Raw genomic sequence first — 24,230 nt, 5'->3', positions numbered from 1 at the left:
ATGTTGCGTAACCAACTAGTCGTGGAGTTAAAAAGAGCTTTAACGAAAAAAAATATATTACTTTGGCTCAGCATCATTATTTTTTTGCCAGTTAGTCGGTTTTATATGATAAGTAAAGGATATCAGTTTTTCGAGCCAGTGGAAGTATTTCAAGAAACGATATCAGGGATTATCCCATTACTTTTTCCTGCCATTGTAATCATAGTATATTTGCCCTCTTTTTTACAAGAGAAGAGAAACAAGTTTATTCCATATACTCGTCCGAGAATTCCACTACACATTTATGTAACTAGCAAAGGATTCGTAAATGCTTTTTTTACTGGGCTTGTTACGTTTTTGCTTGTCTTTATTCCATTTGTTTTTATCGTTTATGTTGAGAAACATCTAGGAATCATTCATTATAGTTCTCCTGCTGAAAATGTACGTATCCCTGCGGTCACTTTTTCGCAGCTTTTGCGGTATGGAGATTTCGCTTACGGTTTTATTTACTCGTTATGGGTGGCGATAAACGGTGTCGTTTATAGCACGATTGCCTTTATTTTGCTCTTAAATGTAAGCAACCCGTTTATTGCTTTATCGGCTCCATTTCTTTTTTATCATATTTTGAACTTTGTTACGGGACTATTTCATGTAGCCATGTTCTCGCCACTTAGTACAATTTTTCCTTTTAATATTGAAGAACAACCTTTATGGACTGTATTTGTTCCGTTCTCATTTTTAATCGCTTTTTTAGTTTTTACGTTTTTACTCACACTGAAAAACGATGAGGAAGAATGGATGATATAGATGATGAAAAGTTGGTCGTCTTTTATACGTGAAAGTATCAAACAGATGATTAGCATCAAGTGGATCGTTGTAGGAATAGTTTTTTACTTTTATGGTGTGAGGCTAAAAAAAGAGATTGTTCAAACTGCTTATGAACAAAAAGTAGATTTTAACAATTGGGATATCACTTTGCGTTTACTAAGCGATGCATATCTAGTTGTTTATTTTATTATTCCAGTTGTTTTATTTTTTTTAATTAGATCTATTTTTACAGATTTTGATTATCAAGTATTCATTCGTTTAGGATCATTTAAAAAATGGGTGTATCATTCTTTGAATAATTTTTGGATAAACGTTTTTCCTTTACCATTTTTGTGGTTTTTTATGTCTTTATTTATGGCAATTGGATTTCCTCACTCGTGGAATTGGAGCGAGCTAAGTAAAACAGCGCATGTTACGAATACGCTTGAAGAACTTGTGCATTTTTTTAGTTATCCAGCATTCGCTTTTTTCGCACAGTTTGTTTTGCTATTGTTCACTTTTTCATTGCTACATATCGTTTTTGCGATTATATATGTGCTGATTAAAAATAAAGGTGTTCTCATTTTTATGAATGTATTGTTTTTCCTTTTTAATATTGTAGGATTTAAGTTATTCCCGACCGAGTTTGCTTTTTTATTGCCTGTGACTTTTTTTTCGATTACCAATGCATTACATGCTTTTCGTTCTTTAGAATTAGTTTATATTGTCGTGATCGTTGTTTTTGTTTTTTGTATATGCTTTTTGCCATTTTTAGACTTGAATAAAAGACCTTACATACAAGCGATGAAATCGTATATGCCTATTGTTTTTTATTTTTCTCTTTGTATAGTGGGGATCGTCGCAACGGCTCAATCGTTAGTTCACTCTTCGGATATAACTATTTTTGATGTTTTCGTTATGTCGTTTGTTGGAGTGAGTGCCGAACGTTTTGCGTATATGCCTTTTTTCTTTTATGCGATCGTATTTTTTGGATTTACTTATTTAGTACAACTGCTTTTTTTAAGTAATGAATTGGAACGACTAAGTTATTATAAAATGATTCGTTTTAGAAGTTTAAATAAATGGTTTTGGAGTTGGATGAAGAAGCTCATTGCCATAACAATTTTCTTTTTAATGATATTGTTTGTTCTTTCACTTGCAGTCGCTGTTTGTTTTCGAGCAAATGTCGATGGATATGTGACATTGCTTTCAAAGCCGTTACATGAGATGATTTACCATTTTTTTATGAACGGTTTTTTACAAATCATGTTTTATATAAGTCTAATCTTTATTGTTTCTTGGATAAGCAAGGAATCTATATATGGTGTTGTGCTCATTAGCATATGTATGCTTGTTATGCTACCTCATATAAATGTAAACGGGATCATACCGATCGGTTTAAATAGTATGGCTTACTTGGCAGATTATTCTCCATATTATTTAACAACGATTTTATTGATAATGAATGTTATATCGTTTCTTGTTATTCATCGCTTGCTCAAACAAAGCTTAAAAATATAAGCACATGAACAATAGGTGGTGTAAAAAATGGATATTATTTCTTTAAAAAATGTAAGTAAATCGTATAAAGGATTAACACTTTTTCAACATGTGAATTTAAATGTAGAAAAAGGAAAAATATATGGCATTGTAGGACCAAACGGTTCTGGTAAATCCGTTTTATTTAAAATGATATGTGGATTTGTATTCCCAGATGAAGGAACAATCATTGTGAATGGAGTAGAGATTGGAAGAAGCAAACGATTCCCTGAAAATATTGGGATTATTATAGATCGCCCCGGTTATATACCTAATAAAACAGGGTTTCAAAATTTAAAAGAATTAGCCATGATTAGAGGAAAAATTAGCGATAATAAAATTTTTGAAACGATGGAAATGGTCGGGCTTCAACCGACGGCGAAACAAAAAGTAAAACACTATTCTCTAGGGATGAAGCAGAAATTAGCTATTGCTCAAGCAATTATGGAAGACCAGCAAATACTTATATTAGATGAGCCGTTTAATGCGCTAGATGCAGAAAGTGTAAATAACATCCGTAGGTTATTGTTAGCATTTAAAAATGAAGGACGCACCATTTTATTAACAAGTCATAATCAAGAAGACATTGATATTTTGTGTGACTATGTTTTTCGAATTAATAATTATAAACTAGAACCGATTGTTTCCGTTAAAAGTTGAAAGTTGTCCCCTCGCGATGAAGTGAGGGGAATTTTATTGTTCATTCAATCAAAAAGAGGAAAATAGATATACGGAAGAGAAACATATTACCATTGCCATTAGAGGAGGAATAAAGGATGAACTGGAACACGAGAGTAACCGAGCTGTTAGGCATTCGTTATCCGATTATTCAAGGAGGGCTTGCGTATTTGGCGTATGCCGATTTAGCGGCGGCGGTATCGAATGCTGGGGGGCTAGGGCAAATTACGGCGATGTCGCTTGAGACACCTGATGAGTTGCGAGAAGAAATTAAAAAAGTGCGCGAAAAAACGGACAAACCGTTTGGAGTCAATTTTGCGATCGGACAACATGGACGCCCGTTTGCACATATGCTTGATGTGGCGATTGAAGAAAACGTGCCGGTCATTTCGATGACGGGCGGAAATCCTGCCCCTATTTTTGAACAGTTAAAAGGCGTGTCCGTGAAAAAGCTTGTGCTCGTGGCGGCAGTACGCCAAGCGGTAAAAGCGGAGGAACTTGGGGCGGATGCGGTTATGGTTGTCGGTCAAGAAGGGGGAGGCCATCTCGGAAAAGATGATATCGGGACGTTCGTATTAGTGCCGCGCGTCGTTGATTCCGTATCGATTCCTGTCATCGCTTCAGGGGGAATCGGAGATGGGCGCGGCTTGATGGCTGCGCTTGCGCTTGGAGCAGAAGGAATTGAAATGGGCACGCGCTTTATTGCAACAAAAGAATGCATTCATGCCCATCCTGTGTATAAACAAATGCTTGTGGAGCGCACAGAAAGCGATACCGTCGTCATTAAACGTACGCTCGGTGCCCCTGCGCGCGCTTTGTTAAACGAATGGACGGAAAAAATTTTACAGTTTGAACGAGAAGGAAAAGGATACGAACAGCTAAAAGAGTACATTAGCGGAAAGGCGAACAAGAGGTTTATTTACGACGGTCGTACCGAAGAAGGATTTGCATGGGCGGGGCAAGTGATCGGGCTCATTCACGACGTGCCGACAGTGAGTGAACTTTTTGCGCGTATGATAAACGAGGCGGAACAAATTTGCGCACGTTGGGCAAACTAAAACGAAACAGCAAACAAAGAAAGGTGAACATCATGAAATATGCATACCCGATTGATTACAGTTGGTCAACAGAAGAAATGATTGACGTTATTAAATTTTATGAAGGCGTTGAACAAGCATACGAACAAGGTATTGAACGAGAGCAGCTCATGAACTTATATCGCCGTTTTAAACAAATCGTCCCAAGCAAAGCGGAAGAGCGAAAACTATGCGATGAATTTGAAAAAGTAAGCGGCTATTCATCATATCAAACGATCAAAAAAGGAAAAGAGTTGTCCAACGGAGATATTGTGAAAATGTAAAGTTGCATATCCCCTTTCCGTTACATAGTATATAAAAAAGAATTTTCAGAAAAAAACAAGAACGGAAGGGGTGCACCGCATGAAAAAAACTGCTGATGGATTCAAAAAAATGGATGGAGAACGCCGGATAAAAGTATTAAAACTTGAAGTCGATTACGAATTAGCCACCCTTTATGAAGCGATGTTAGAAAATAATGAAGCGAAAAAAAACGAATGTAAACGAAAATTAGAAAGACTACGCCAAGAACTCATTCGTCTGTCGAACTGAAAGGCGGCAAGCGCCGCCTTTTCTACATAAGTATATGCAGGAGGTTTTATATGTGGAACGAAATTGATCAACATATGCAGCATTGGATTCGGGAAGCAGGGGAGCGCATACGCGATGCGTTTCAAACGAAGCTAAAAATCGAAACGAAATCGAGCCCGTCCGACTTAGTGACAAACGTCGATCGGGAAATTGAGCAATTTTTTATTGAGCGCATTCGTGGGACGTATCCGACGCACCGCATTTTAGGAGAAGAAGGGCTCGGCGATACGCTTGAAGCGCTAGACGGCACCGTTTGGATCATCGACCCGATTGACGGAACGATGAATTTCGTTCATCAACAGCGTCATTTTGCGATTTCTGTCGGGGTGTTTCAAGATGGTGTCGGCATGCTTGGCTACATTTACGACGTTGCTTTTGATGAGCTGTATTATGCCGAAAAAGGAAAAGGAGCGTTTGTAAACGGCACGCCGCTTCCGCCGCTTGAAAAAACGTCGCTTGACCGTGCGATCATTTCACTAAACGCGACATGGGTGACAGAAAACCGACGCATCGACCCGCATGTGCTAGCCCCGCTTGTGAAAAAAGCGCGCGGCACGCGTTCATACGGCTCCGCTGCGTTAGAAATGGCATATATCGCTTCAGGCAAACTCGATGCGTACATCACGCTTCGTTTGTCGCCGTGGGATATTGCTGGCGGGATGGTGATCGTGCAAGAAGTGGGTGGGATCGTGACAAACTTGTACGGGGAGCCGCTCAATATGATTGAGAAAAGCTCCGTATTCGTCTCGAAGCCGGGATTGCATGAAGAAATACTTGCGATCATTCAGCGCTAACGAATCGTTAGCGCATTTTTTTCTTTCTTTTCAATGAAAATCCGAGGCCCATGACGGCAAATAAAGCAACGATGGACGCGACGATCGCTGGCACATGTCGGTAAGCAATCGCAATGCCGATGCTAATCATCGCCGCCGTGGCAAGTAGTGCAATCATAAAAAAAAGCGGTTGAAATTTGTTCATTTTCTTCCTCCTCATCCTCTTTCCTTTTAGGTTACAACAAAACATTCCGCTTTTCTACTATGTTTATGCTATAATAGACGCGCAATGTTGAAAAATAGGAGTTGACATAAGTGAGAAACGATATTCGCAACATCGCGATTATTGCGCACGTTGACCACGGAAAAACGACGTTAGTCGACCAATTGCTTCGCCAATCTGGAACGTTTCGGGCGAACGAACAAGTGGAAGAACGCGCGCTTGATCGCAACGATTTAGAACGTGAACGAGGCATTACCATTTTAGCAAAAAATACAGCTATTCAATACAAAGGCACGCGCATTAACATTTTAGATACGCCGGGACATGCGGACTTCGGTGGAGAAGTCGAACGCATTATGCGGCTTGTTGATGGGGTGTTGCTCGTTGTCGATGCGTACGAAGGATGTATGCCACAAACGCGCTTCGTCTTAAAAAAAGCGCTCGAGCAAAACTTAACGCCTATTGTCGTCGTCAATAAAATTGACCGCGAATTTGCGCGACCGCACGAAGTTGTCGATGAAGTGATCGATTTATTTATTGAGCTTGGGGCATCAGAAGACCAGCTTGAGTTTCCGGTCGTGTACGCTTCAGCCATTAACGGCACCGCAAGCTTAGATCCAGACAAACAAGATGCCGATATGACAGCGCTATTTGAAACGATTATTGAACATATTCCTGCCCCGCCCGACAATAGCGACGAGCCGCTGCAATTTCAAGTGGCGCTTCTCGATTATAACGACTACGTCGGCCGCATCGGGATCGGACGCATTTTCCGCGGACGCATGCAAGTGGGGCAACAAGTGGCGCTCATGAAGCTGGACGGTTCTGTGAAGACGTTTCGCGTCACAAAACTGTTTGGCTTCCTCGGGTTAAAACGCATTGAAATTGAAGAAGCGAAAGCGGGCGATTTAGTTGCCGTTTCTGGAATGGAAGATATTAACGTAGGCGAAACGGTATGTCCGCTTGACGCTCAAGAAGCGTTGCCGCCGCTTCGCATTGACGAACCGACGTTACAAATGACGTTTCTTGTGAACAATAGCCCGTTTGCTGGACGGGAAGGAAAACATGTGACAGCGCGAAAAATCGAAGAGCGTCTTCGCTTACAATTAGAAACAGACGTGTCGCTTCGCGTTGAGCCAACGGATTCGCCAGATGCATGGATCGTGTCAGGACGCGGGGAGCTTCATTTATCGATTTTAATTGAAAATATGCGCCGTGAAGGATTTGAGCTACAAGTATCCAAACCGGAAGTCATTATGAAAGAAATCGACGGCGTCATGTGCGAGCCTGTCGAGCGCGTGCAAATCGACATTCCTGAAGAATATACAGGAGCGATTATGGAGTCGCTTGGGGCGCGCAAAGGAGAAATGGTCGATATGATCAACAACGGAAACGGACAAGTCCGTCTTATTTTCCTCGTTCCTGCGCGCGGGTTAATTGGCTATCGTACAGAATTTATGTCGCTTACGCGCGGATACGGTATTTTAAACCATTCGTTCGACAGCTATCAACCAGCCATCCAAGGGCAAATTGGCGGCAGACATCAAGGTGTGCTCATTTCGATGGAGACAGGAAAAGCGACTGCTTATGGCATTATGCAAGTCGAAGACCGCGGCGTCATTTTTATTGAACCGGGAACGGAAGTGTATGAAGGAATGATCGTTGGAGAACATAGCCGCGACAACGATTTAGTCGTGAACGTATGTAAAATGAAACATGTGACAAACGTCCGCTCGTCAACGAAAGAACAAACAGTGACGATGAAAAAACCGCGCCTCATGACGTTAGAAGAAGCGCTCGAATATTTAAACGATGACGAATATTGCGAAGTGACGCCACAATCGATTCGCTTGCGGAAAAAAATATTAGATAAAAACGAACGCGAAAAAATCGCGAAAAAGAAAAAACTTGCTGAGCAAAAGAAATAGGGGGAAGTCGTCATGGATGTGATCGGTCGCCTGTCGTTTTTCGCTTCGCTATACAACGTGCATGAACAGCCGACGAAAGGGATGTGGCTGTTGTACGTGACGATTGTCGTTTTATCGATGATCGTCTATCGTCTCGGCTTTGCGCGTGAGCTGCCGCTATTAAAAAACGCTGTCATTTACGCGCTACTTGTGCTCGGCTGCACGATTTTAACGTTTTTCGCCGTCTTTTTACCTGTGGCGGAAGGATTACTTGTCGCAGCGATCGTATTAATTATTTATAAATGGCGTCTTCGTCGTGAGGGGGGACGCGCGTGAAACTACAAGATGCGGTATACAATTGGCTGACGATTAAAGTGGTTGCGCAGGCACGCCCAGACGATACGGCGGCACGAGAGACGGAACAATTTTTTGCCGACTTATTGCGTGAAGATCATGCGGTTCAGCAAATCGCATATACAAAAGAAGATGACGTCTATACAGTTGCATTTACCGTAAACAACGAACCGCGCACGTTTCGCTTTCCAGCTGAACTCGTCGAAACGATGCTCGATCAAATCAATCGCGAACCTGAAAAATATGTCAATTACCAATAAGCGCCCATGTTTTATGCAGGGCGCTTTTCTTAATTGAACATTCTAACATATAGAGGAAAAATGATCCTTGTTGTCGAATAAAAACATGGAAAGAAGTATGCGAGGTGAATGTATGTCCATTGACCATGACCGTTTGTTTAAAGAGTTAATTCAAACGTTTTTTGAGGAATTTATTTTTCTCTTTTTCCCGACGATGCACGAGCATATCGACTTTCAACACGTATCGTTTTTATCGGAGGAGCTGTTTACTGATGTGACGGCAGGGGAGAAGTACCGCGTTGATTTGTTAGTCGAAACGAAATTGAAAGGGGAGGATAGCCTGATGATTGTCCATATCGAAAATCAAAGCTACGTCCAACCATCGTTTCCCGAACGCATGTTTATTTACTTTAGTCGCTTGTTTGAAAAGTACCGCAAAAACATTGTGCCAATTGCTGTCTTTAGCTACGATACGATCCGCGACGAACGATCTACATTTACTATCCAATTTCCTTTTGGCAAAGTCCTCGACTTTCATTTTTTCACTGTGGAACTTCGTAAACAAAACTGGCGCAACTACATTCGCCAAGACAACCCGATCGCCGCTGCATTGTTAAGCAAGATGGGGTATACTGAACATGAACGAGTAGAACTGAAAAAACAATTTTTGCGCATGCTTGTCCGAATGGAGTTAGACGAAGCGAAACGACGGTTATTGTTTGGCTTTTTTGAAACATATGTAAAGCTATCAGACGAAGAAGAAGAAAAATTACGAAGCGAGGTGAATGAAATGGAGACGAAAGAAAGAGAACAAGTGATGGAATTGATTATTTCGTATGAACAAAAAGCGTTGGAAAGAGGAAGAGAAGAAGGGGTGAAACAAGGAATGAAGCATATCGTACAAACGATGGCGCGAAAAGGGATGAGTATACAAAACATTGCGAGCCTCACCGATCTTACGGAAGAAAAAGTGAAACAGCTGTTGGAAAAAGAATAAGTTGTTTGCTATGTCCCCTCCAATCTTACAAGAGGGAGGGGACGATTACCATTCCGTTTCGTGTTTGCTCGTTCGGAAAAAGCGAAATTTCCCGGTTGCAAGCCGCTCTTTCGTTTTTTGCGCAATGCGCTCATGGCACGGTTCACACATATATGTATGAATCGGGCGGTTGCGCAACCGTTTCGCAAGCAACGTTTCATCGTTTAACGTATCTATTTTTTCACAAAGAATGCATCGTACTCTCATCGTCAAACCTCACATGTTTTTTTAAAAATTTTTTAAAAAAGATAAGAAAGTATAAAATTTCGAATTGATGTCTAGCTCCAAGCGCCATCGGCTCGAGTAGATTCGCCCCACACTGCGGCGGCGACAGCCTCCTCGGTGGGGCTTGTTCGCTCTTCGCCGATAGGCGGGCGCTTTGCGCTTTTCTTAAAAATTAGTATATCATATCATTTGAAAGTGTGTGAAAAAAAGGTATGATAAAAATAAGGAGGGATACATATGCCAAATGCGGTAGAACCGACATTAATTGAGCCTTTGTTCCAAGCGTTACAAAAAGAACGATATGTCATTGTATGTACGATCGATCATGAAACAGGCGCCCCAAATGCAAGTGCGATTTCATGGGTGTACGCCCCGACGCCTGACCGATTGTATTTTGCCGTCGATCAACGTTCACGCATCGTCGCAAACGTGCAAGCTAATCCAGCGATTTCGATCGTTTTGATCGCCAACGAATCGACGTATTCGATTAGCGGAAAAGCGCATGTGAAAGTTGAAAAATTAGAAAACGTTCCGCTAAAGCTTGCCGTTATTCAAGTCGATATTGAAGAAGTGCGTGATGTGATGTTTTACGGAGCAAAAATTTCCGTCGAACCGAAATACGAAAAAACGTACGATGCGCAAGCCGCTGCCAAGCTCGATCAACAAGTGATGAGCGCATTAAAACAAGCATAAGCCGAGCGATACGCTCGGCTTATTTCATATGGTCGTTTGATTGCTTTTGTTGTTCGTTTTCGAGTTGCTGTTGTTCGCCATCGTTTAACTGCTTGTCGTTTTGTCGTGTTGAGCGCGGATTTTTCGTTTGAAGAAAGTCGCTCGGAATTTCCGGCATGACGCGTCCGACAATGGCGGCTAATTCGTCCATAAACCCTTGAATCGGCTTTCCTTTCTCCACTTGCTTTTGAATGTCGCGTAACCGCGTATTCAAATCCGCATCAGCAATGACGATCGCATTTGCCCCGTACGGATCTTTTTGTAAACTTTCCACAACGGAATATTTCACCGTTCCGACACGCGACGGATCAAGCTTAGCGTTCACATCGATGCCTACTAACGCATATTTCCCAACAACTAACACGGTCGCATCGTTCACATTCGGCACGCTGCTCGCAAGATTTGCGAGATGACGCGCGATTTGTTGCCCAGATTTATTGACGATTTTCTCATTTGTCGTATTTTTCACATGAACGAGCGAATCGCGATCGTTCGGCTGTGCTTGTTGTCCGCAGGCGCTTATAAAAAGCAACATGAAGATGATGATATATTTCAACTAATCCACCCCTTTTCTTCTTTAACTTTATTTTGCAAAACTTCTTCTATCTTTATGCGCCCGTTCATATATATAAACAACAATCCCGTCCAGCGACGGTCGTCAAGGGGGAAAAAGCGTGAGCAAAAAAATATACGTGTTAGATACAAACGTACTTTTACAAGATCCGTATTCCATTTTTTCCTTTCAAGATAATGAAGTCGTTATCCCAGCTGTCGTCTTAGAAGAAGTGGATTCAAAAAAGCGATATATGGACGAAGTAGGAAGAAACGCTCGCCAAGTATCTAAACTCATCGATCATTTAAGACAAAACGGAAAACTACATGAAAAAATTCCGCTCGATAATGGTGGTGTGTTGCGCATTGAATTAAATCATCGCTCGTTTCAACAGCTGCAAGAAATTTTCGTTGAGAAAACGAACGACAATCGCATTTTAGCTGTGGCGAAAAATTTATCGTTAGAAGAACAAACGAAAGAAAATGGGCGTCCAGTCATTTTAGTTAGCAAAGATGCGCTCGTCCGCGTCAAAGCCGACGCGATTGGGCTAGAGGCGGAAGATTTTTTAAGCGATCGCGTTGTTGAAATTGATCATATTTACACCGGCTTTTTAGATTTGTACATAAGCCCGGAACATTTGGTCCGCTTTTATGAAAAAGGCGAACTTGTGCTTTCGGAAATTACAAACCACCCGTTTTATCCGAATCAGTTTATTATTATGAAAGATGCGCTTGGCGGTTCGTCATCAGCGCTTGGGATGGTCGATCATACCGGAAAAAAAGTGCGCAAACTCGTCTTTCATTACGATCACATTTGGGGCATTCGCCCGCGCAACGTGCAACAAACGATGGCATGTGAACTGTTGCTTCGCACCGACATTCCGCTTGTGACGCTCATCGGAAAAGCTGGGACAGGAAAGACGTTGCTGGCGTTAGCGGCAGGACTGATGCAGACAGAAGATTTACGGCTATATAAAAAATTGCTTGTTGCTCGTCCGATTGTACCGGTCGGAAAAGATATCGGCTATTTGCCGGGGGAGAAGCAAGAAAAATTGCGTCCGTGGATGCAACCGATTTTTGACAACTTACATTTTTTATTTGATACGAAAAAGCCGAGTGAACTTGATGCGATTTTATCGGGTATGGGGTCGATTGAAGTGGAGGCGCTCACGTATATACGTGGTCGAAGCATTCCAGAGCAGTTTATTATTATTGATGAGGCGCAAAACTTAACGAAACATGAAGTGAAAACGATTTTAACGCGCGTCGGGGAGCGAAGTAAAATTGTATTAATGGGCGATCCGGCTCAAATTGATCATCCGTATTTAGATGAATATAATAATGGGCTCACATACGTCGTTGAAAAATTTAAAGAACAAAAAGTGGCTGGGCACGTGCGATTAATTAAAGGAGAGCGTTCATCGCTTGCACAGCTGGCGGCAGATCTTTTATAAGAAAAGAGGCATTCGCCTCTTTTCACTCGACAATAAATGCTCGCACGTGCGTGATTGGGTTGTCGCGATTTGAACCATCACCGAAATAAATATGGACAGGCCCATCTTCTTTGAGCGGTTTTCCATCTTTTGAAAAACATAATAACAGCTCATAAGCTTCACTAAGTGAAATTGTTGTATCGCCGTTTTCTGTGACGATGGTGACACGTGTTGCATCGTCGTTTGGTTCCGCATTGCGTAAAAACGGGGCAAATGGCATCCCGAACGTACCTGTTAATATTTTTTCTTTTTCAAACTGCTTTTCTGTTTGTAATGTTGGAGGAGACACCGCTCCTTCTTGAATTTCGCGGTCCCAATACGCTGAAATTTTTTGAATGTCGTCGATGTCTTCTCGTTGTTCTGTTTGCGGCTGACGTGTAAAATAAGTATGTACATCTACTTTACGATCGTCAAAAATCCATACGCTCGGGTCGAGTGTAATTGTAAATTTGACGTTCCCTTTGATGACGATGACCATGTTCATTCCCCCTATCTGCCTTTCATTATATGATGAAAGCACTTGTTTGTAAAATTGTTCGTCAAGACACGATGCTTGCATTTTTTTCGTATTCACGATAAGATGAAGAAACAGGAACGTACGGAACGGAGGGGTCGACGTGACGCCTGAAGTGGCGATAAACTTTCGAGAAAGAGCCTATTCGTTATTGCAAGCGGATGCGGAAAAAATTGTGAAGCTTATTCAAGTGCAAATGGACCACTTAACGATGCCGCAATGTCCGCTGTATGAAGAAGTGTTAGATACGCAAATGTTCGGACTATCTCGTGAAATTGATTTCGCGGTCCGATTAGGACTTGTCGATGAAAAAGACGGGAAGGCGATTTTAGACCGACTTGAGCGGGAGCTTTCGGCGTTGCATGAAGCGTGCACGAAAAAGAAGAAAAAGTGACAAAAACTCAAACGAATTTCGTTTGGGTTTTTTCTGTTTTGTAGTACAATGCAAGTAAGAAAGTGAAAAGGAAGATGGAGCCTATGCGCTTAAAAACGTTTATGAAATATCATGATTATCCGCTCATCATCGCTGTATTTTTACTATCGTTGTTTGGGCTTGTGATGGTATATAGCGCAAGCATGATTACAGCAGTCACTCGTTTTCATACGGCGAGCGATTATTTTTTTCAAAAACAAAAATGGGCGTGGATCATCGGAACGTGTATGTTTTTATTCATTGCATTTGTTCCGTATAAACATTATGCGCGCAAAAAGTTTTTGCAGTTCGTTTTTTTTGTTATGCCTTTGCCGCTCATTTACGTTCTTTTATTTGGACATACAGCCAACAATGCGACAAGCTGGATTAAACTCGGTCCGGTGAATGTTCAGCCAGCAGAGTTTGCAAAAATCGGATTAATCGTATATTTAAGTGGGGTGCTCGCAAACAAACAAAAAAAATTACAAACATCGCCACAAGAGGTACTTTTTCCAATCTATTATATGCTGTTTATTTGCTTGCTTATTTTCTTGCAGCCGGACGTTGGAACGATGATTATCATCGGAGTCATTTGCGTGGCGATCATCTTTTCTTCTTCGGCAAGCAAACGGCTGTTAATGAAACAGTTGTTATTGTTCTGCTTGATTGTTAGTCTTGTCGCGCTCATTTCTGGTCCGTTTATATATGATAAAGTTTTCACAAAAGTACGCATGGCGCGTATTTACAGTTTTCTAGATCCGTTTGCATATCCTCAAAAAGAAGGATATCAGCTTATTAACTCGTATTTTGCGATCGCAAACGGAGGCTTAAAAGGGCTTGGACTTGGGCAAAGCATTCAAAAGTACGGTTATTTGCCGGAAGCGCATACCGACTTTATTATGGCGGTTATTGCAGAAGAACTTGGCTTATTTGGTGTTTCGTTCGTCCTTCTTTTATTATCGTTTATCGTCTTGCGTGGTTTTGTTATTGCAAGAAAATGCCACGATGCGTTCGGCAGCTTATTAGCGATTGGCATTTCGACGATGATTGGCTTTCAAGCATTTATCAATCTCGGTGGAATTTCAGGAATCATTCCACTTACAGGCGTTACCTTGCCGTTTGTGAGCTACGGCGGTTCATCGCTCGTTTTACTTATGATGTCTGTGGGGGTACTCGCAAACATTTCTGCAGTGGCAAACTACGAAAAGCATAAAAATGAAAAAAACAATATTCAAAAAAATCATATTTCTTTTTCGTAACCCTATTTACAAATACAGAAAATTCGTTATAGTTTTTATATGAAGAATAGGGGGAGGATCACATATGAGGCGTATTCAAAAAGTGCTTGTCGCAAACCGTGGAGAAATTGCGATTCGCGTCTTTCGCGCGTGCAATGAGCTCGGTATTCGCACCGTTGCGATTTATTCGCGCGAAGACGCAGGATCGTACCATCGCTATAAAGCGGATGAAGCGTATTTAGTTGGGGAAGGAAAAAAACCGATTGAAGCGTACTTAGATATCGAAGGTATTATCGAAATTGCAAAAATGCACGATGTCGACGCAATTCATCCGGGATACGGATTTCTATCGGAAAACATCGAATTTGCGAAACGATGCGAAGAAGAAGGCATCATTTTTATCGGTCCACGCCAAGAGCATTTAAATATGTTTGGCGATAAAGTAAAAGCGCGCCACCAAGCGAAACGAGCGGGCATTCCGGTCATTCCGGGAAGCGATGGTCCTGTGCAAAGCTTGGAGGACGTCGTGCGCTTTGGCGAGACATACGGTTATCCGATGATCATCAAAGCGGCATTAGGCGGCGGTGGTCGCGGGATGCGCATCGTTCGTTCGCAATCGGAAGTAAAAGAAGCGTATGAGCGCGCCAAATCGGAAGCGAAAGCCGCTTTCGGTAGCGATGACGTATATGTCGAAAAATTAATTGAGAATCCAAAGCATATTGAAGTGCAAATTTTAGGCGATGCATACGGCAACATCGTTCATTTATACGACCGTGATTGTTCCGTGCAACGTCGCCATCAAAAAGTGGTCGAAGTGGCGCCAAGCGTATCGCTTTCTAAAGAGCTTCGCGAAGAAATTTGTGAAGCGGCAGTCAAACTCATGAAAAACGTGCAATACGTCAACGCAGGAACGGTCGAGTTTCTCGTTTCTGGCGATGAGTTTTACTTTATTGAAGTTAATCCGCGCATTCAAGTCGAGCATACGATTACGGAAATGATTACGGGCATCGATATCGTCCAATCGCAAATTTTAATTGCGGAAGGGCATGCGTTGCATAGCGAAAAAGTTGGCATTCCGAAACAAGAACATATTCATGTGCACGGATATGCGATTCAGTCGCGCGTCACAACAGAAGATCCGTTAAATAACTTTATGCCAGACACTGGGAAAATTATGGCATATCGCTCAGGTGGCGGCTTCGGCGTTCGTTTAGATGCAGGGAATAGCTTCCAAGGAGCAGTTATTACACCGTATTACGATTCGCTATTAGTGAAAGTGACGACGTGGGCGTTAACATTTGAACAAGCGGCGGCGAAAATGTTACGCAACTTGCGTGAATTTCGTATTCGCGGCATTAAAACGAACATTCCGTTTTTAGAAAACGTCGTCCAACATCCGAAATTTTTAACAGGGGAATACGATACGTCGTTTATTGATACGACACCAGAGCTCTTTATTTTCCCGAAACGGAAAGACCGCGGTACGAAACTGTTGTCATATATCGGAACAGTTACCGTAAATGGATTTCCGGGCATCGGAACAAAGAAAAAGCCGGTATTTGATCCGCCGCGCATTCCGAAAATAAACTATATCGAACCGATGCCAAAAGGAACGAAACAAATTTTAGATGAGCGTGGTGCAGACGGGCTCGTTCAATGGATTAAACAACAAAACCGTGTATTGCTTACGGATACGACGTTTCGTGATGCCCATCAATCGCTTTTAGCGACGCGCGTGCGCACAAACGACTTGATGCGCATCGCTGAGCCGACGGCGCGTTTATGGCCGCAGCTGTTTTCGATGGAAATGTGGGGCGGAGCGACGTTTGATGTCGCATATCGCTTTTTAAAAGAAGACCCATGGGAGCGTCTCATTCAATTGCGCGAAAAAATTCCGAACGTTCTGTTTCAAATGTTGCTTCGCGCTTCCAATGCGGTCGGATATAAAAACTATCCAGATAACGTCATTCGTGAGTTTGTTGCGAAATCAGCCGAAGCGGGCATTGACGTATTCCGCATTTTCGATAGTTTAAACTGGGTGAAAGGAATGACGGTTGCCATTGATGCGGTACGTCAATCTGGAAAAGTGGCGGAGGCAGCCATTTGTTATACAGGCGATATTTTCGATCCTGCGCGCACGAAATACAATCTCGACTACTATAAAAACTTAGCGAAAGAGCTCGAACAAGCAGGTGCGCACATATTGGCGATTAAAGATATGGCGGGGCTATTAAAGCCGCAAGCAGCGTATACGTTCATTTCCGCTTTAAAAGAAGTCGTCGACATTCCGATTCATTTGCATACGCACGACACAAGCGGAAACGGCATTTATACGTACGCTAAAGCGATCGAAGCAGGCGTAGATATTGTAGACGTTGCGGTTAGCTCCATGGCTGGTTTAACGTCACAACCGAGCGCTAATACGCTCTATTATGCACTTGAAGGAACAGAGCGTGCGCCGGAAGTCGATATCGCATCGCTTGAAAAATTATCGCGTTATTGGGAAGATGTTCGCCAATATTATGCGGACTTTGAAAGCGGCATGAACGCACCGCACACGGAAGTATATATGCACGAAATGCCGGGCGGACAATATAGCAACTTACAACAACAAGCGAAAGCGGTCGGCTTAGGTGATCGTTGGGACGAAGTAAAAGAGATGTATCGCCGCGTCAACGATTTATTTGGCGACATTGTCAAAGTGACACCGTCATCGAAAGTCGTTGGCGATATGGCGCTATATATGGTGCAAAACAACTTAACCGAACAAGACATTTACGAGCGCGGTGAAACGCTCGATTTCCCAGATTCCGTCGTTGAACTGTTTGAAGGCTACCTCGGTCAGCCGCATGGCGGATTCCCAGAAACGTTGCAGCCCATCATTTTAAAAGGGCGTGAACCGATTATCGTTCGTCCGGGTGAGCTGTTAGAGTCGGTCGACTTTGAGAAGTTGCGCGAAGAGTTATATCATATCGTCCAGCGTGAAGTGACCGACTATGATGTGTTAGCTTACGCGCTTTATCCGAAAGTATTTGTTGAATATGCACGCACCGTCGAACAGTTTGGCGACGTATCTGTTTTAGATACGCCAACGTTCTTATATGGTATGCGTCTTGGCGAAGAAATTGAAATCGAAATTGAAAAAGGAAAAACGTTAATCGTCAAGCTCGTTGCGATCGGTCAGCCACAAGCGGACGGAACGCGAGTCGTTTACTTCGAACTAAACGTTCAGCCGCGCGAAATCGTCATTAAAGACGAAAGCATTAAAACGACGGTTGTTGCACGCGTAAAAGCTGATCGCAGCAATCCAAACCATATTGCCGCAACGATGCCAGGAACGGTTGTAAAAGTGCTTGTAGAAAAAGGGGAAAAAGTGAAAAAAGGCGACCATTTAATGATTACCGAAGCGATGAAAATGGAAACGACCGTTCAAGCACCGTTTTCAGGCGTCGTAAAAGACATTTACGTCAAAGGCGGCGACGCCATCCAAACGGGCGATTTATTAATCGAATTAGCCGAAAAATAAAAGAACGAGGACTCCCTCGTTCTTTTATTTTAAAACGGCAGACGGAATGACGTTCGATCGTTGTGTTGCATCTTTTTGTTTTTGACTACGCGTTGCCAGTAACACAAAGTAACTTAATACACCGAACAAACATGAAATAAAAAACGCATGAGCTAAAGCGATGTACAAGTTTAATTGTGTAAAGACGACGAGCGCTCCCGTTGCGACTTGGCAGCTAACAAGAATAAGTGCAATAAGCCAACCCCAATATATAATCGGTTGCTGTTTATATCGTTTGATCGCATAAATGGTTGCTAATAAAATCCATACAAACAACAATCCCGCTGCAAAGCGGTGACCCATTTGCACCCATTCATGTAGTTGTGTCGGGAATAGACGTGTTTGTGCGCAAAACGGCCAGCTCGGGCACGCTAAACTCGCTTGTTTATGACGAACGAGCGCTCCTGTATATACGACGATATAACAATACGCAATAATGCCGTAAATATGAAATGCCATCTTGCGGTCGAGCACAACGGATGCGGCATCAAATTTTTTATCGACTTCAAAAATAAACAACGTCAATAAAAAGACGGCCGCAAATGAAATGAGCGAAATGCCAAAATGAAGCGCAAGCACAACGTCCGATTGCCCCCAAACGACCGCAGCGGCACCAATGAGTCCTTGCAAGACGAGAAAGACGAACGAAACGATCGCTAAAAATTTCGTTTCGCGAATATGTCCGATCGCTTTCCAAGACCAAATCGATAAAATGAGTACCATCAACCCGACGACACCTGAGACGACGCGGTGACTTAACTCAATCAGCAGCTCCGCTGTAATATTGGACGGAATGAGTTGCCCGTGACAAAGCGGCCACGAACGCCCACAACCCATCCCTGAGCCCGTTTTTGTGACGAGCGCTCCGCCAATTAAAACGAAAAGCATGCCAATTGTTGTCGCTACCGCAAACCATTTTAAAAGCCGTTGCAATGTATCCACTTCCTTAACACAAAATTTTATCTAGCAAAAGCCTAGTAAAAACTGTATAATAAATGTGAAATACGTGTGAAGAAATTCTATTCTCATATTAGCGGAAAATGTCGAAAAGCGCAAAGTTTTATTATTATTTTACAATATAGCAAACGTGACAAATGTAGTTGAATATTTGCATGGAGTTTGCTAGAAATATAAGTGCAGTCATTTTTCAATATTTTTATCATAGCAATATCATTTTGACACAAATTCGACACAATTAAGACAAAAAAAGTTCACAATTTGCCAGAGAAATATGCTTTAATATACAGAGACGACATATCGTTATCGTGTATATAATGGAAACGCCTTCAAAGGCATAAGAGAGGAGTGGCGGCACATGGCGGATGTAGTCGAAGATGTAAAAATAGCAAAAATACAATCAAGTGTTTTAAAAGATGTGCTTGCGGTCGTAAAAATTGGCATCGTCAATTCGAATTTAATTACGACGTTTACAGGGCTTTGGTTAGCTCTTCATTTTACAGGAAAAGGATTTTTAAGCAATTTGCATATCGTATTTTTCGCGCTCGTTGGATCTGCGCTCGTCATTGCAGGTTCTTGTGCGTTAAATAATTTTATTGATCGCGATATTGACCATCTCATGGAGCGGACGAAAGGTCGTCCAACGGTGAGCGGAAGTGTAGAGCCGAAGCGGGTGCTTTGGTTTGGGATGCTTCTTGTCGCTGTCGGCACGCTAAGTTTATTGATGACGACCGTCACTGCCGCAGTCATCGGGCTGATTGGCATGGTGACGTACGTCTTTTTATATACGATGTGGTCTAAGCGAAGCAATACGTTCAATACCGTCATCGGAAGCATTTCTGGAGCGGTTCCACCCGTTATTGGTTGGACAGCGGTTGATGACTCTTTTCACATCGTTCCGATTATTTTGTTTTTGCTTATGTTTTTATGGCAGCCGCCGCACTTTTTAGCGCTGGCGATGAAGCGATGTGAAGAATATCGCGCCGCAGGCATTCCGATGCTGCCTGTCGTTCACGGCTTTGCGGTGACAAAACGGCAAATCGTCATTTGGATTGTGGCGCTTTTACCGCTTCCATTTTACTTATTTTCGTTAGGTGTTCCGTTTTTAGTCATTGCGACGTTGTTAAATGTCGGCTGGCTAGCGCTCGGATTAGCGGGCTTTAAAATGAAAGATGATATGAAATGGGCGAAATGGATGTTCATTTATTCGCTCAACTATTTAACGATTTTATTTGTGACAATGGTTATTGTCACCATCGATTAAAAAAGGTTTACAATTCTTTCTTTTTGTAAAGAAAGAATGTATATATTTCACTTTATTTCATAATCGAAAGAGGGGTTTGATTAGGCTATGAAGAAGTGGCTACGAAATTGGCGCTTGGTTTCTCTTGTATCCGCCATGGCGCTTTTGCTAGCTGGTTGCGGTAAGCCGTTTTTATCGACGCTTCAACCAGCAGGAGAAGTAGCTGACATGCAGTACAAGCTTATGCTGCTCAGCACGGCCATCATGGTCATCGTCATTGCGGTTGTAACAATCATTTTCCTTTACGTTGTGACTCGCTTCCGTCGTCGTAAAGGGGAAGAAAACAAAATTCCAAAGCAAGTGGAAGGAAGCCATACGCTTGAAATTATTTGGACAGTTATTCCGATTATTTTACTTATCATCTTAGCTGTTCCAACGGTTTTATACACGTTTAAATTGGCGGATGTAAAACCGATGAACAAAAAAGAACGCGACGTCGTTGTCGTGAATGTTCGCGCGAACTTATACTGGTGGGAGTTTGAGTACCCAGATTACGGCATTATTACAAGCCAAGATTTAGTTGTCCCAACAGGTGAGCGTGTATATTTCAACTTAAAAGCATCTGACGTCAAACACTCGTTCTGGATCCCTGCAGTTGGAGGAAAAATGGATACAAATACAGATAACACAAACCAATTTTTCCTCACATTTGATGACAAACGCGCCGAAGAAGCAGGACGTCTCTTTTATGGAAAATGTGCGGAGCTTTGCGGTCCGTCCCACGCTTTAATGGACTTTAAAGTGAAGGCGCTTCCTCGCGGTGAGTTTGATCAATGGGTAGAAAAAATGAAAAATGCAAAACCTGTTGCTTCAACAGACCCTGTTGTGAAGCAAGGGGAAGAAATTTTCAACAAAAGCTGTATTGGCTGTCACGCGGTCACACCAGTTGATGGTCGTCCAGAGCAAGCACGCCTTGCGCCAAACTTAGGCAACTTTGCGGATCGTGAACGCATTGCCGGCATTTTAGAACATAACGAAGAAAACTTAAAAGCTTGGTTAAAAGATCCAGAGAAAATTAAACCAGGAAACAAAATGACAGGTACTTATCCAGCATTGTCTGATGAAGAGCTTGAAGCATTAACAAAATACTTAATGACATTATCTGTTCAGTAAGGGGATTATCGATAAAGGGAGGTTAAACTGTGAGTACGTTAGCTCGGAAAAAAGGTGTCGGCGCAGTCATTTGGGACTACTTAACGACAGTAGACCATAAGAAGATTGCGATTTTGTACTTAATCGCCGGCGGGATTTTCTTCCTGCTTGGTGGTTTAGAAGCGATGATTATTCGCATTCAGCTCGCCGTGCCAAACAATGACTTCATTAGTGCGGGCTTCTACAATGAAGTGTTGACGATGCACGGGACGACGATGATTTTCCTTGCGGCGATGCCGCTCGTGTTTGCGATGATGAACGCTGTTGTACCGATTCAAATCGGTGCGCGCGACGTAGCGTTCCCATTTTTAAACGCGCTTGGATTTTGGTTATTTTTCTTCGGTGGTGTATTTTTAAACTTATCGTGGTTTTTAGGTGGAGCACCTGATGCAGGTTGGACATCTTACGCATCGTTATCGCTTGCATCACCAACACACGGCATTGACTTTTACGTATTAGGGTTACAAATTTCGGGTTTCGGAACGTTAATTGGTGGAATTAACTTCCTTGTGACAATTATTAATATGCGCGCACCAGGAATGACGTATATGCGCATGCCGATGTTTACATGGGCAACGTTTGTTACGTCTGCGCTTATTTTATTTGCGTTCCCGCCATTAACAGTCGGTTTAATTTTCATGATGATGGACCGTTTGTTCGGTGGAAACTTCTTTGACCCAGCGCTTGGTGGAAATACGATCATTTGGGAGCACTTGTTCTGGATTTTCGGTCACCCAGAAGTATACATTCTCGTCTTACCAGCGTTCGGTATTTTCTCAGAAATTTTCGCGACATTCTCACGTAAACGTTTATTCGGTTACTCTTCAATGGTATTTGCGACAGTATTAATTGGATTTTTAGGATTCATGGTGTGGGCGCACCATATGTTTACGGTTGGTATGGGCCCAATTGCAAACGCCATCTTCGCAGTTGCGACAATGGCGATCGCCGTTCCAACAGGGATTAAAATTTTTAACTGGTTATTTACGATGTGGGGCGGAAGCATTCGCTTTACAACGCCAATGATGTATGCAGTCGCGTTCATTCCATCGTTCGTCATCGGTGGGGTCACAGGGGTCATGAACGCAACAGCTGCAGCAGACTATCAATACCATGATAGCTATTTCGTCGTTGCGCACTTCCACTACGTTATCGTCGGTGGGGTTGTATTTGCGCTACTTGCGGGGGCACACTATTGGTGGCCAAAAATGTTCGGTAAAATGTTAGATGAAAAATTAGGAAAAGTAACATTCTGGTTGTTCTTTATCGGTTTCCATTTAACGTTCTTTATTCAACATTTCCTTGGCTTAATGGGTATGCCACGCCGCGTATTTACATTCTTGCCTGGTCAAGGATTTGAAACAGGAAACATGATTAGTACAATCGGTGCATTTTTCATGGCAGCAGGTACAATTGTGTTATTAGCAAACGTTGTCATCACAACAGTAAAAGGAAAACGCGTTGGCAACGACCCATGGGAAGATGGACGTACGTTGGAGTGGGCAGTATCTTCGCCAGCGCCAGAATACAACTTTGCGCAAACGCCACTTGTGCGCGGATTAGATGCATACTGGATTGAAAAAATGGAAGGCAAAAAAGGATTAACACCAGCAGAGCCGCTTGGTGACATTCATATGCCAAATCCATCGATTTTACCGTTTGTCATTTCGCTTGGCTTATTTGTAGCCGCATTCGGTTTCTTGTTCCATAACGATCATGCGTGGGGAACACCAGTTGGCGTAGTCGGCTTACTTATTACGCTTGGTGCGATGTTCTTCCGTTCAATTATCGATGACCACGGCTTCCATATTCATAAAGAAGAAGTGATGGAAGCGGAGAAGAAGGGGGCTGGGGCATAATGCACGTGGAAGAAAAATTAACGCCGGAGACGTTCCCGGCAGAGCCTGAAAAAGCAACCCTTGAAGGGAAAAATAAGTTTTTAGGTTTCTGGTTTTTCCTCGGCGGAGAGACGGTATTGTTCGCCTCTCTCTTCGCCACATTTTTAGCGCTAAGAGACTCTGTCGCAAACGGTCCAACCGCACAAGAATTGTTCAAAATGCCAATCGTCTTTTTAGCGACGATGCTGTTACTTACAAGCAGCTTAACGAGCGTATATGCGATGCATCATATGCGCAACTTCGACTTTAAAAAAATGCAGCTTTGGCTCGGCATTACTGTATTGCTTGGCGCAGGCTTTTTAGCGCTTGAAATTTACGAGTTTACAGAATACGTACATGAAGGATTTAAATTTTCAACAAGTGCGTTTTCTTCATCGTTTTATACGTTAGTTGGTACGCACGGGGGTCACGTGGCGTTCGGTTTACTTTGGATTTTAACGTTAATGGTTCGCAACGCGAAACGTGGGTTAAACTTATATAACGCACCGAAGTTTTACGTCGCCAGCTTATATTGGCACTTTATCGACGTTGTTTGGGTGTTTATTTTCACGGTCGTATACTTAATGGGAATGGTGGGGTGATTGTATGGCAAATCATACACATGTACAAAACCCAAAAGTAGATGTGCAATATCGCCGCAAAAAAAATGCGGAAGAAATGAAACATCAAATCGTTTCATTTACGTTAATGATTTTCTTAACGCTCATCGCCTTTTTTGCGGTTGGATATGAAGGATTTTCCGCCTGGTTTTCGGTACCGTTCATTTTGTTGCTAGCGGTTGTGCAAGTCATTTTCCAACTGTATTACTTTATGCATATGAGCCATAAAGGTCATGAACTTCCAGCGCTTTTCTTATACGGTGGAGTCGTTGTAGCGTTCGTTACGATTTGGGCGTTTTTAACAGTCGTCTGGATTTAAGAAGCTAGCGTTAGCTAGCTTCTTTTCTTTTCACGTTTGTTACGTTTGTTACGTTTGTAGTATAATAAA

General features: G+C 42.5%; 26 protein-coding genes. 21 read left to right on the top strand and 5 right to left on the bottom strand.

Annotated features, from left to right (window positions below):
* The 7 genes from CS060_RS01070 (at position 1) to CS060_RS01040 (ending at position 5,464) form a co-directional block, all read left to right on the top strand.
* Positions 1 to 786: an ABC transporter permease gene (locus tag CS060_RS01070; protein ID WP_035067885.1), complete on the top strand. Its 786-nt coding sequence runs from the start codon at positions 1 to 3 to the stop codon at positions 784 to 786.
* Complete coding sequence (locus tag CS060_RS01065; RefSeq protein ID WP_035046686.1) at positions 787 to 2,307, top strand: hypothetical protein; 1,521 nt, start codon at positions 787 to 789, stop codon at positions 2,305 to 2,307. It begins immediately after the preceding gene.
* Positions 2,308 to 2,334: 27 nt separating this feature from the next.
* A complete protein-coding gene (locus tag CS060_RS01060) occupies positions 2,335 to 2,985 on the top strand; it encodes an ABC transporter ATP-binding protein (RefSeq protein WP_035046684.1) in 651 nt (216 codons plus the stop codon).
* A 116-nt stretch (positions 2,986 to 3,101) separates the two neighbouring features.
* On the top strand, positions 3,102 to 4,061 hold the full coding sequence (locus CS060_RS01055) for an NAD(P)H-dependent flavin oxidoreductase (protein WP_035046682.1): 960 nt from the start codon (positions 3,102 to 3,104) through the stop codon (positions 4,059 to 4,061).
* A 32-nt stretch (positions 4,062 to 4,093) separates the two neighbouring features.
* Positions 4,094 to 4,363, top strand: a complete 270-nt coding sequence (locus CS060_RS01050; RefSeq protein ID WP_099668598.1) for a UPF0223 family protein — start codon at positions 4,094 to 4,096, stop codon at positions 4,361 to 4,363.
* A gap of 79 nt (positions 4,364 to 4,442) precedes the next feature.
* Entirely contained in the window at positions 4,443 to 4,631 is a 189-nt protein-coding gene (locus CS060_RS01045; protein ID WP_099668597.1) for a YkzI domain-containing protein, read from the top strand.
* A gap of 50 nt (positions 4,632 to 4,681) precedes the next feature.
* A complete protein-coding gene (locus CS060_RS01040; RefSeq protein WP_035046677.1) occupies positions 4,682 to 5,464 on the top strand; it encodes an inositol monophosphatase family protein in 783 nt (260 codons plus the stop codon).
* A gap of 7 nt (positions 5,465 to 5,471) precedes the next feature.
* Here the strand turns inward: CS060_RS01040 and CS060_RS13990 are convergent, their stop codons facing one another.
* Positions 5,472 to 5,648 carry a DUF5325 family protein gene (locus CS060_RS13990; protein WP_180271031.1) on the bottom strand — a complete coding sequence of 59 codons (177 nt, stop codon included), beginning with the start codon at positions 5,646 to 5,648 and terminating at the stop codon, positions 5,472 to 5,474.
* Positions 5,649 to 5,758: 110 nt separating this feature from the next.
* Here CS060_RS13990 and typA point away from each other — a divergent pair, with 110 nt between their 5' ends.
* From typA to CS060_RS01020, 4 genes are all read left to right on the top strand, one after another.
* Positions 5,759 to 7,594, top strand: a complete 1,836-nt coding sequence (gene typA / locus CS060_RS01035) for a translational GTPase TypA (RefSeq protein ID WP_099668596.1) — start codon at positions 5,759 to 5,761, stop codon at positions 7,592 to 7,594.
* 12 nt (positions 7,595 to 7,606) lie between these two features.
* Complete coding sequence (locus CS060_RS01030; RefSeq protein ID WP_035046672.1) at positions 7,607 to 7,909, top strand: YlaH-like family protein; 303 nt, start codon at positions 7,607 to 7,609, stop codon at positions 7,907 to 7,909.
* On the top strand, positions 7,906 to 8,187 hold the full coding sequence (locus tag CS060_RS01025) for a hypothetical protein (RefSeq protein WP_035046668.1): 282 nt from the start codon (positions 7,906 to 7,908) through the stop codon (positions 8,185 to 8,187). Before CS060_RS01030 ends, CS060_RS01025 begins: the two co-directional genes overlap by 4 nt.
* Positions 8,188 to 8,299: 112 nt before the next feature.
* Positions 8,300 to 9,163: an Rpn family recombination-promoting nuclease/putative transposase gene (locus CS060_RS01020; RefSeq protein WP_035046667.1), complete on the top strand. Its 864-nt coding sequence runs from the start codon at positions 8,300 to 8,302 to the stop codon at positions 9,161 to 9,163.
* 45 nt (positions 9,164 to 9,208) lie between these two features.
* On the opposite strand, the gene CS060_RS01015 is transcribed toward CS060_RS01020, so the two are convergent.
* Positions 9,209 to 9,409, bottom strand: coding sequence for a YlaI family protein (locus tag CS060_RS01015; RefSeq protein WP_035046666.1), 201 nt, complete (start codon positions 9,407 to 9,409; stop codon positions 9,209 to 9,211).
* A 255-nt stretch (positions 9,410 to 9,664) separates the two neighbouring features.
* Between CS060_RS01015 and CS060_RS01010 the strand changes: the two genes are divergently transcribed.
* Complete coding sequence (locus tag CS060_RS01010) at positions 9,665 to 10,120, top strand: pyridoxamine 5'-phosphate oxidase family protein (protein ID WP_035046665.1); 456 nt, start codon at positions 9,665 to 9,667, stop codon at positions 10,118 to 10,120.
* Positions 10,121 to 10,139: 19 nt separating this feature from the next.
* Here CS060_RS01010 and CS060_RS01005 read toward each other — a convergent pair whose 3' ends face one another.
* Positions 10,140 to 10,694 (bottom strand): YhcN/YlaJ family sporulation lipoprotein, encoded by a 555-nt coding sequence (locus tag CS060_RS01005; protein ID WP_035046795.1) that lies wholly within the window; start codon positions 10,692 to 10,694, stop codon positions 10,140 to 10,142.
* 139 nt (positions 10,695 to 10,833) lie between these two features.
* On the opposite strand from CS060_RS01005, the gene CS060_RS01000 reads away from it, so the two are divergent.
* Positions 10,834 to 12,165, top strand: coding sequence for a PhoH family protein (locus CS060_RS01000; protein ID WP_035046664.1), 1,332 nt, complete (start codon positions 10,834 to 10,836; stop codon positions 12,163 to 12,165).
* Positions 12,166 to 12,187: 22 nt separating this feature from the next.
* On the opposite strand, the gene CS060_RS00995 is transcribed toward CS060_RS01000, so the two are convergent.
* Entirely contained in the window at positions 12,188 to 12,682 is a 495-nt protein-coding gene (locus tag CS060_RS00995; protein WP_082180250.1) for a molybdopterin-binding protein, read from the bottom strand.
* A gap of 139 nt (positions 12,683 to 12,821) precedes the next feature.
* Between CS060_RS00995 and CS060_RS00990 the strand changes: the two genes are divergently transcribed.
* From CS060_RS00990 to pyc, 3 genes are all read left to right on the top strand, one after another.
* Positions 12,822 to 13,112: an Fpa/YlaN family protein gene (locus CS060_RS00990; RefSeq protein ID WP_004891276.1), complete on the top strand. Its 291-nt coding sequence runs from the start codon at positions 12,822 to 12,824 to the stop codon at positions 13,110 to 13,112.
* 74 nt (positions 13,113 to 13,186) lie between these two features.
* Positions 13,187 to 14,389 (top strand): putative lipid II flippase FtsW, encoded by a 1,203-nt coding sequence (gene ftsW / locus CS060_RS00985; protein WP_099668594.1) that lies wholly within the window; start codon positions 13,187 to 13,189, stop codon positions 14,387 to 14,389.
* A 64-nt stretch (positions 14,390 to 14,453) separates the two neighbouring features.
* Positions 14,454 to 17,894: a pyruvate carboxylase gene (gene pyc / locus CS060_RS00980; RefSeq protein WP_035046662.1), complete on the top strand. Its 3,441-nt coding sequence runs from the start codon at positions 14,454 to 14,456 to the stop codon at positions 17,892 to 17,894.
* A 24-nt stretch (positions 17,895 to 17,918) separates the two neighbouring features.
* Here the strand turns inward: pyc and CS060_RS00975 are convergent, their stop codons facing one another.
* On the bottom strand, positions 17,919 to 18,866 hold the full coding sequence (locus CS060_RS00975) for a COX15/CtaA family protein (protein ID WP_035046661.1): 948 nt from the start codon (positions 18,864 to 18,866) through the stop codon (positions 17,919 to 17,921).
* A 382-nt stretch (positions 18,867 to 19,248) separates the two neighbouring features.
* On the opposite strand from CS060_RS00975, the gene cyoE reads away from it, so the two are divergent.
* The 5 genes from cyoE to ctaF all read left to right on the top strand — a co-directional run bounded on the left by cyoE (position 19,249) and on the right by ctaF (position 24,161).
* Positions 19,249 to 20,154, top strand: a complete 906-nt coding sequence (gene cyoE / locus CS060_RS00970) for a heme o synthase (RefSeq protein WP_035046659.1) — start codon at positions 19,249 to 19,251, stop codon at positions 20,152 to 20,154.
* Between the two features lie 87 nt (positions 20,155 to 20,241).
* A complete protein-coding gene (gene coxB, locus CS060_RS00965) occupies positions 20,242 to 21,306 on the top strand; it encodes a cytochrome c oxidase subunit II (protein WP_035046657.1) in 1,065 nt (354 codons plus the stop codon).
* Between the two features lie 29 nt (positions 21,307 to 21,335).
* Positions 21,336 to 23,204, top strand: coding sequence for a cytochrome c oxidase subunit I (ctaD, locus tag CS060_RS00960; RefSeq protein WP_035046655.1), 1,869 nt, complete (start codon positions 21,336 to 21,338; stop codon positions 23,202 to 23,204).
* Positions 23,204 to 23,824, top strand: a complete 621-nt coding sequence (locus tag CS060_RS00955) for a cytochrome (ubi)quinol oxidase subunit III (RefSeq protein ID WP_035046653.1) — start codon at positions 23,204 to 23,206, stop codon at positions 23,822 to 23,824. Before ctaD ends, CS060_RS00955 begins: the two co-directional genes overlap by 1 nt.
* Before the next feature lie 4 nt (positions 23,825 to 23,828).
* Positions 23,829 to 24,161: a cytochrome c oxidase subunit IVB gene (ctaF, locus tag CS060_RS00950; RefSeq protein ID WP_099668593.1), complete on the top strand. Its 333-nt coding sequence runs from the start codon at positions 23,829 to 23,831 to the stop codon at positions 24,159 to 24,161.
* The last annotated feature ends 69 nt before the right edge of the window (positions 24,162 to 24,230 follow it).

The organism is Anoxybacillus flavithermus, from assembly GCF_002742685.1.
Lineage (GTDB): Bacteria > Bacillota > Bacilli > Bacillales > Anoxybacillaceae > Anoxybacillus > Anoxybacillus flavithermus_E.
Note: the sequence above shows the minus strand (reverse complement) of the source record. Positions and strands in the feature narration are given on the sequence as shown.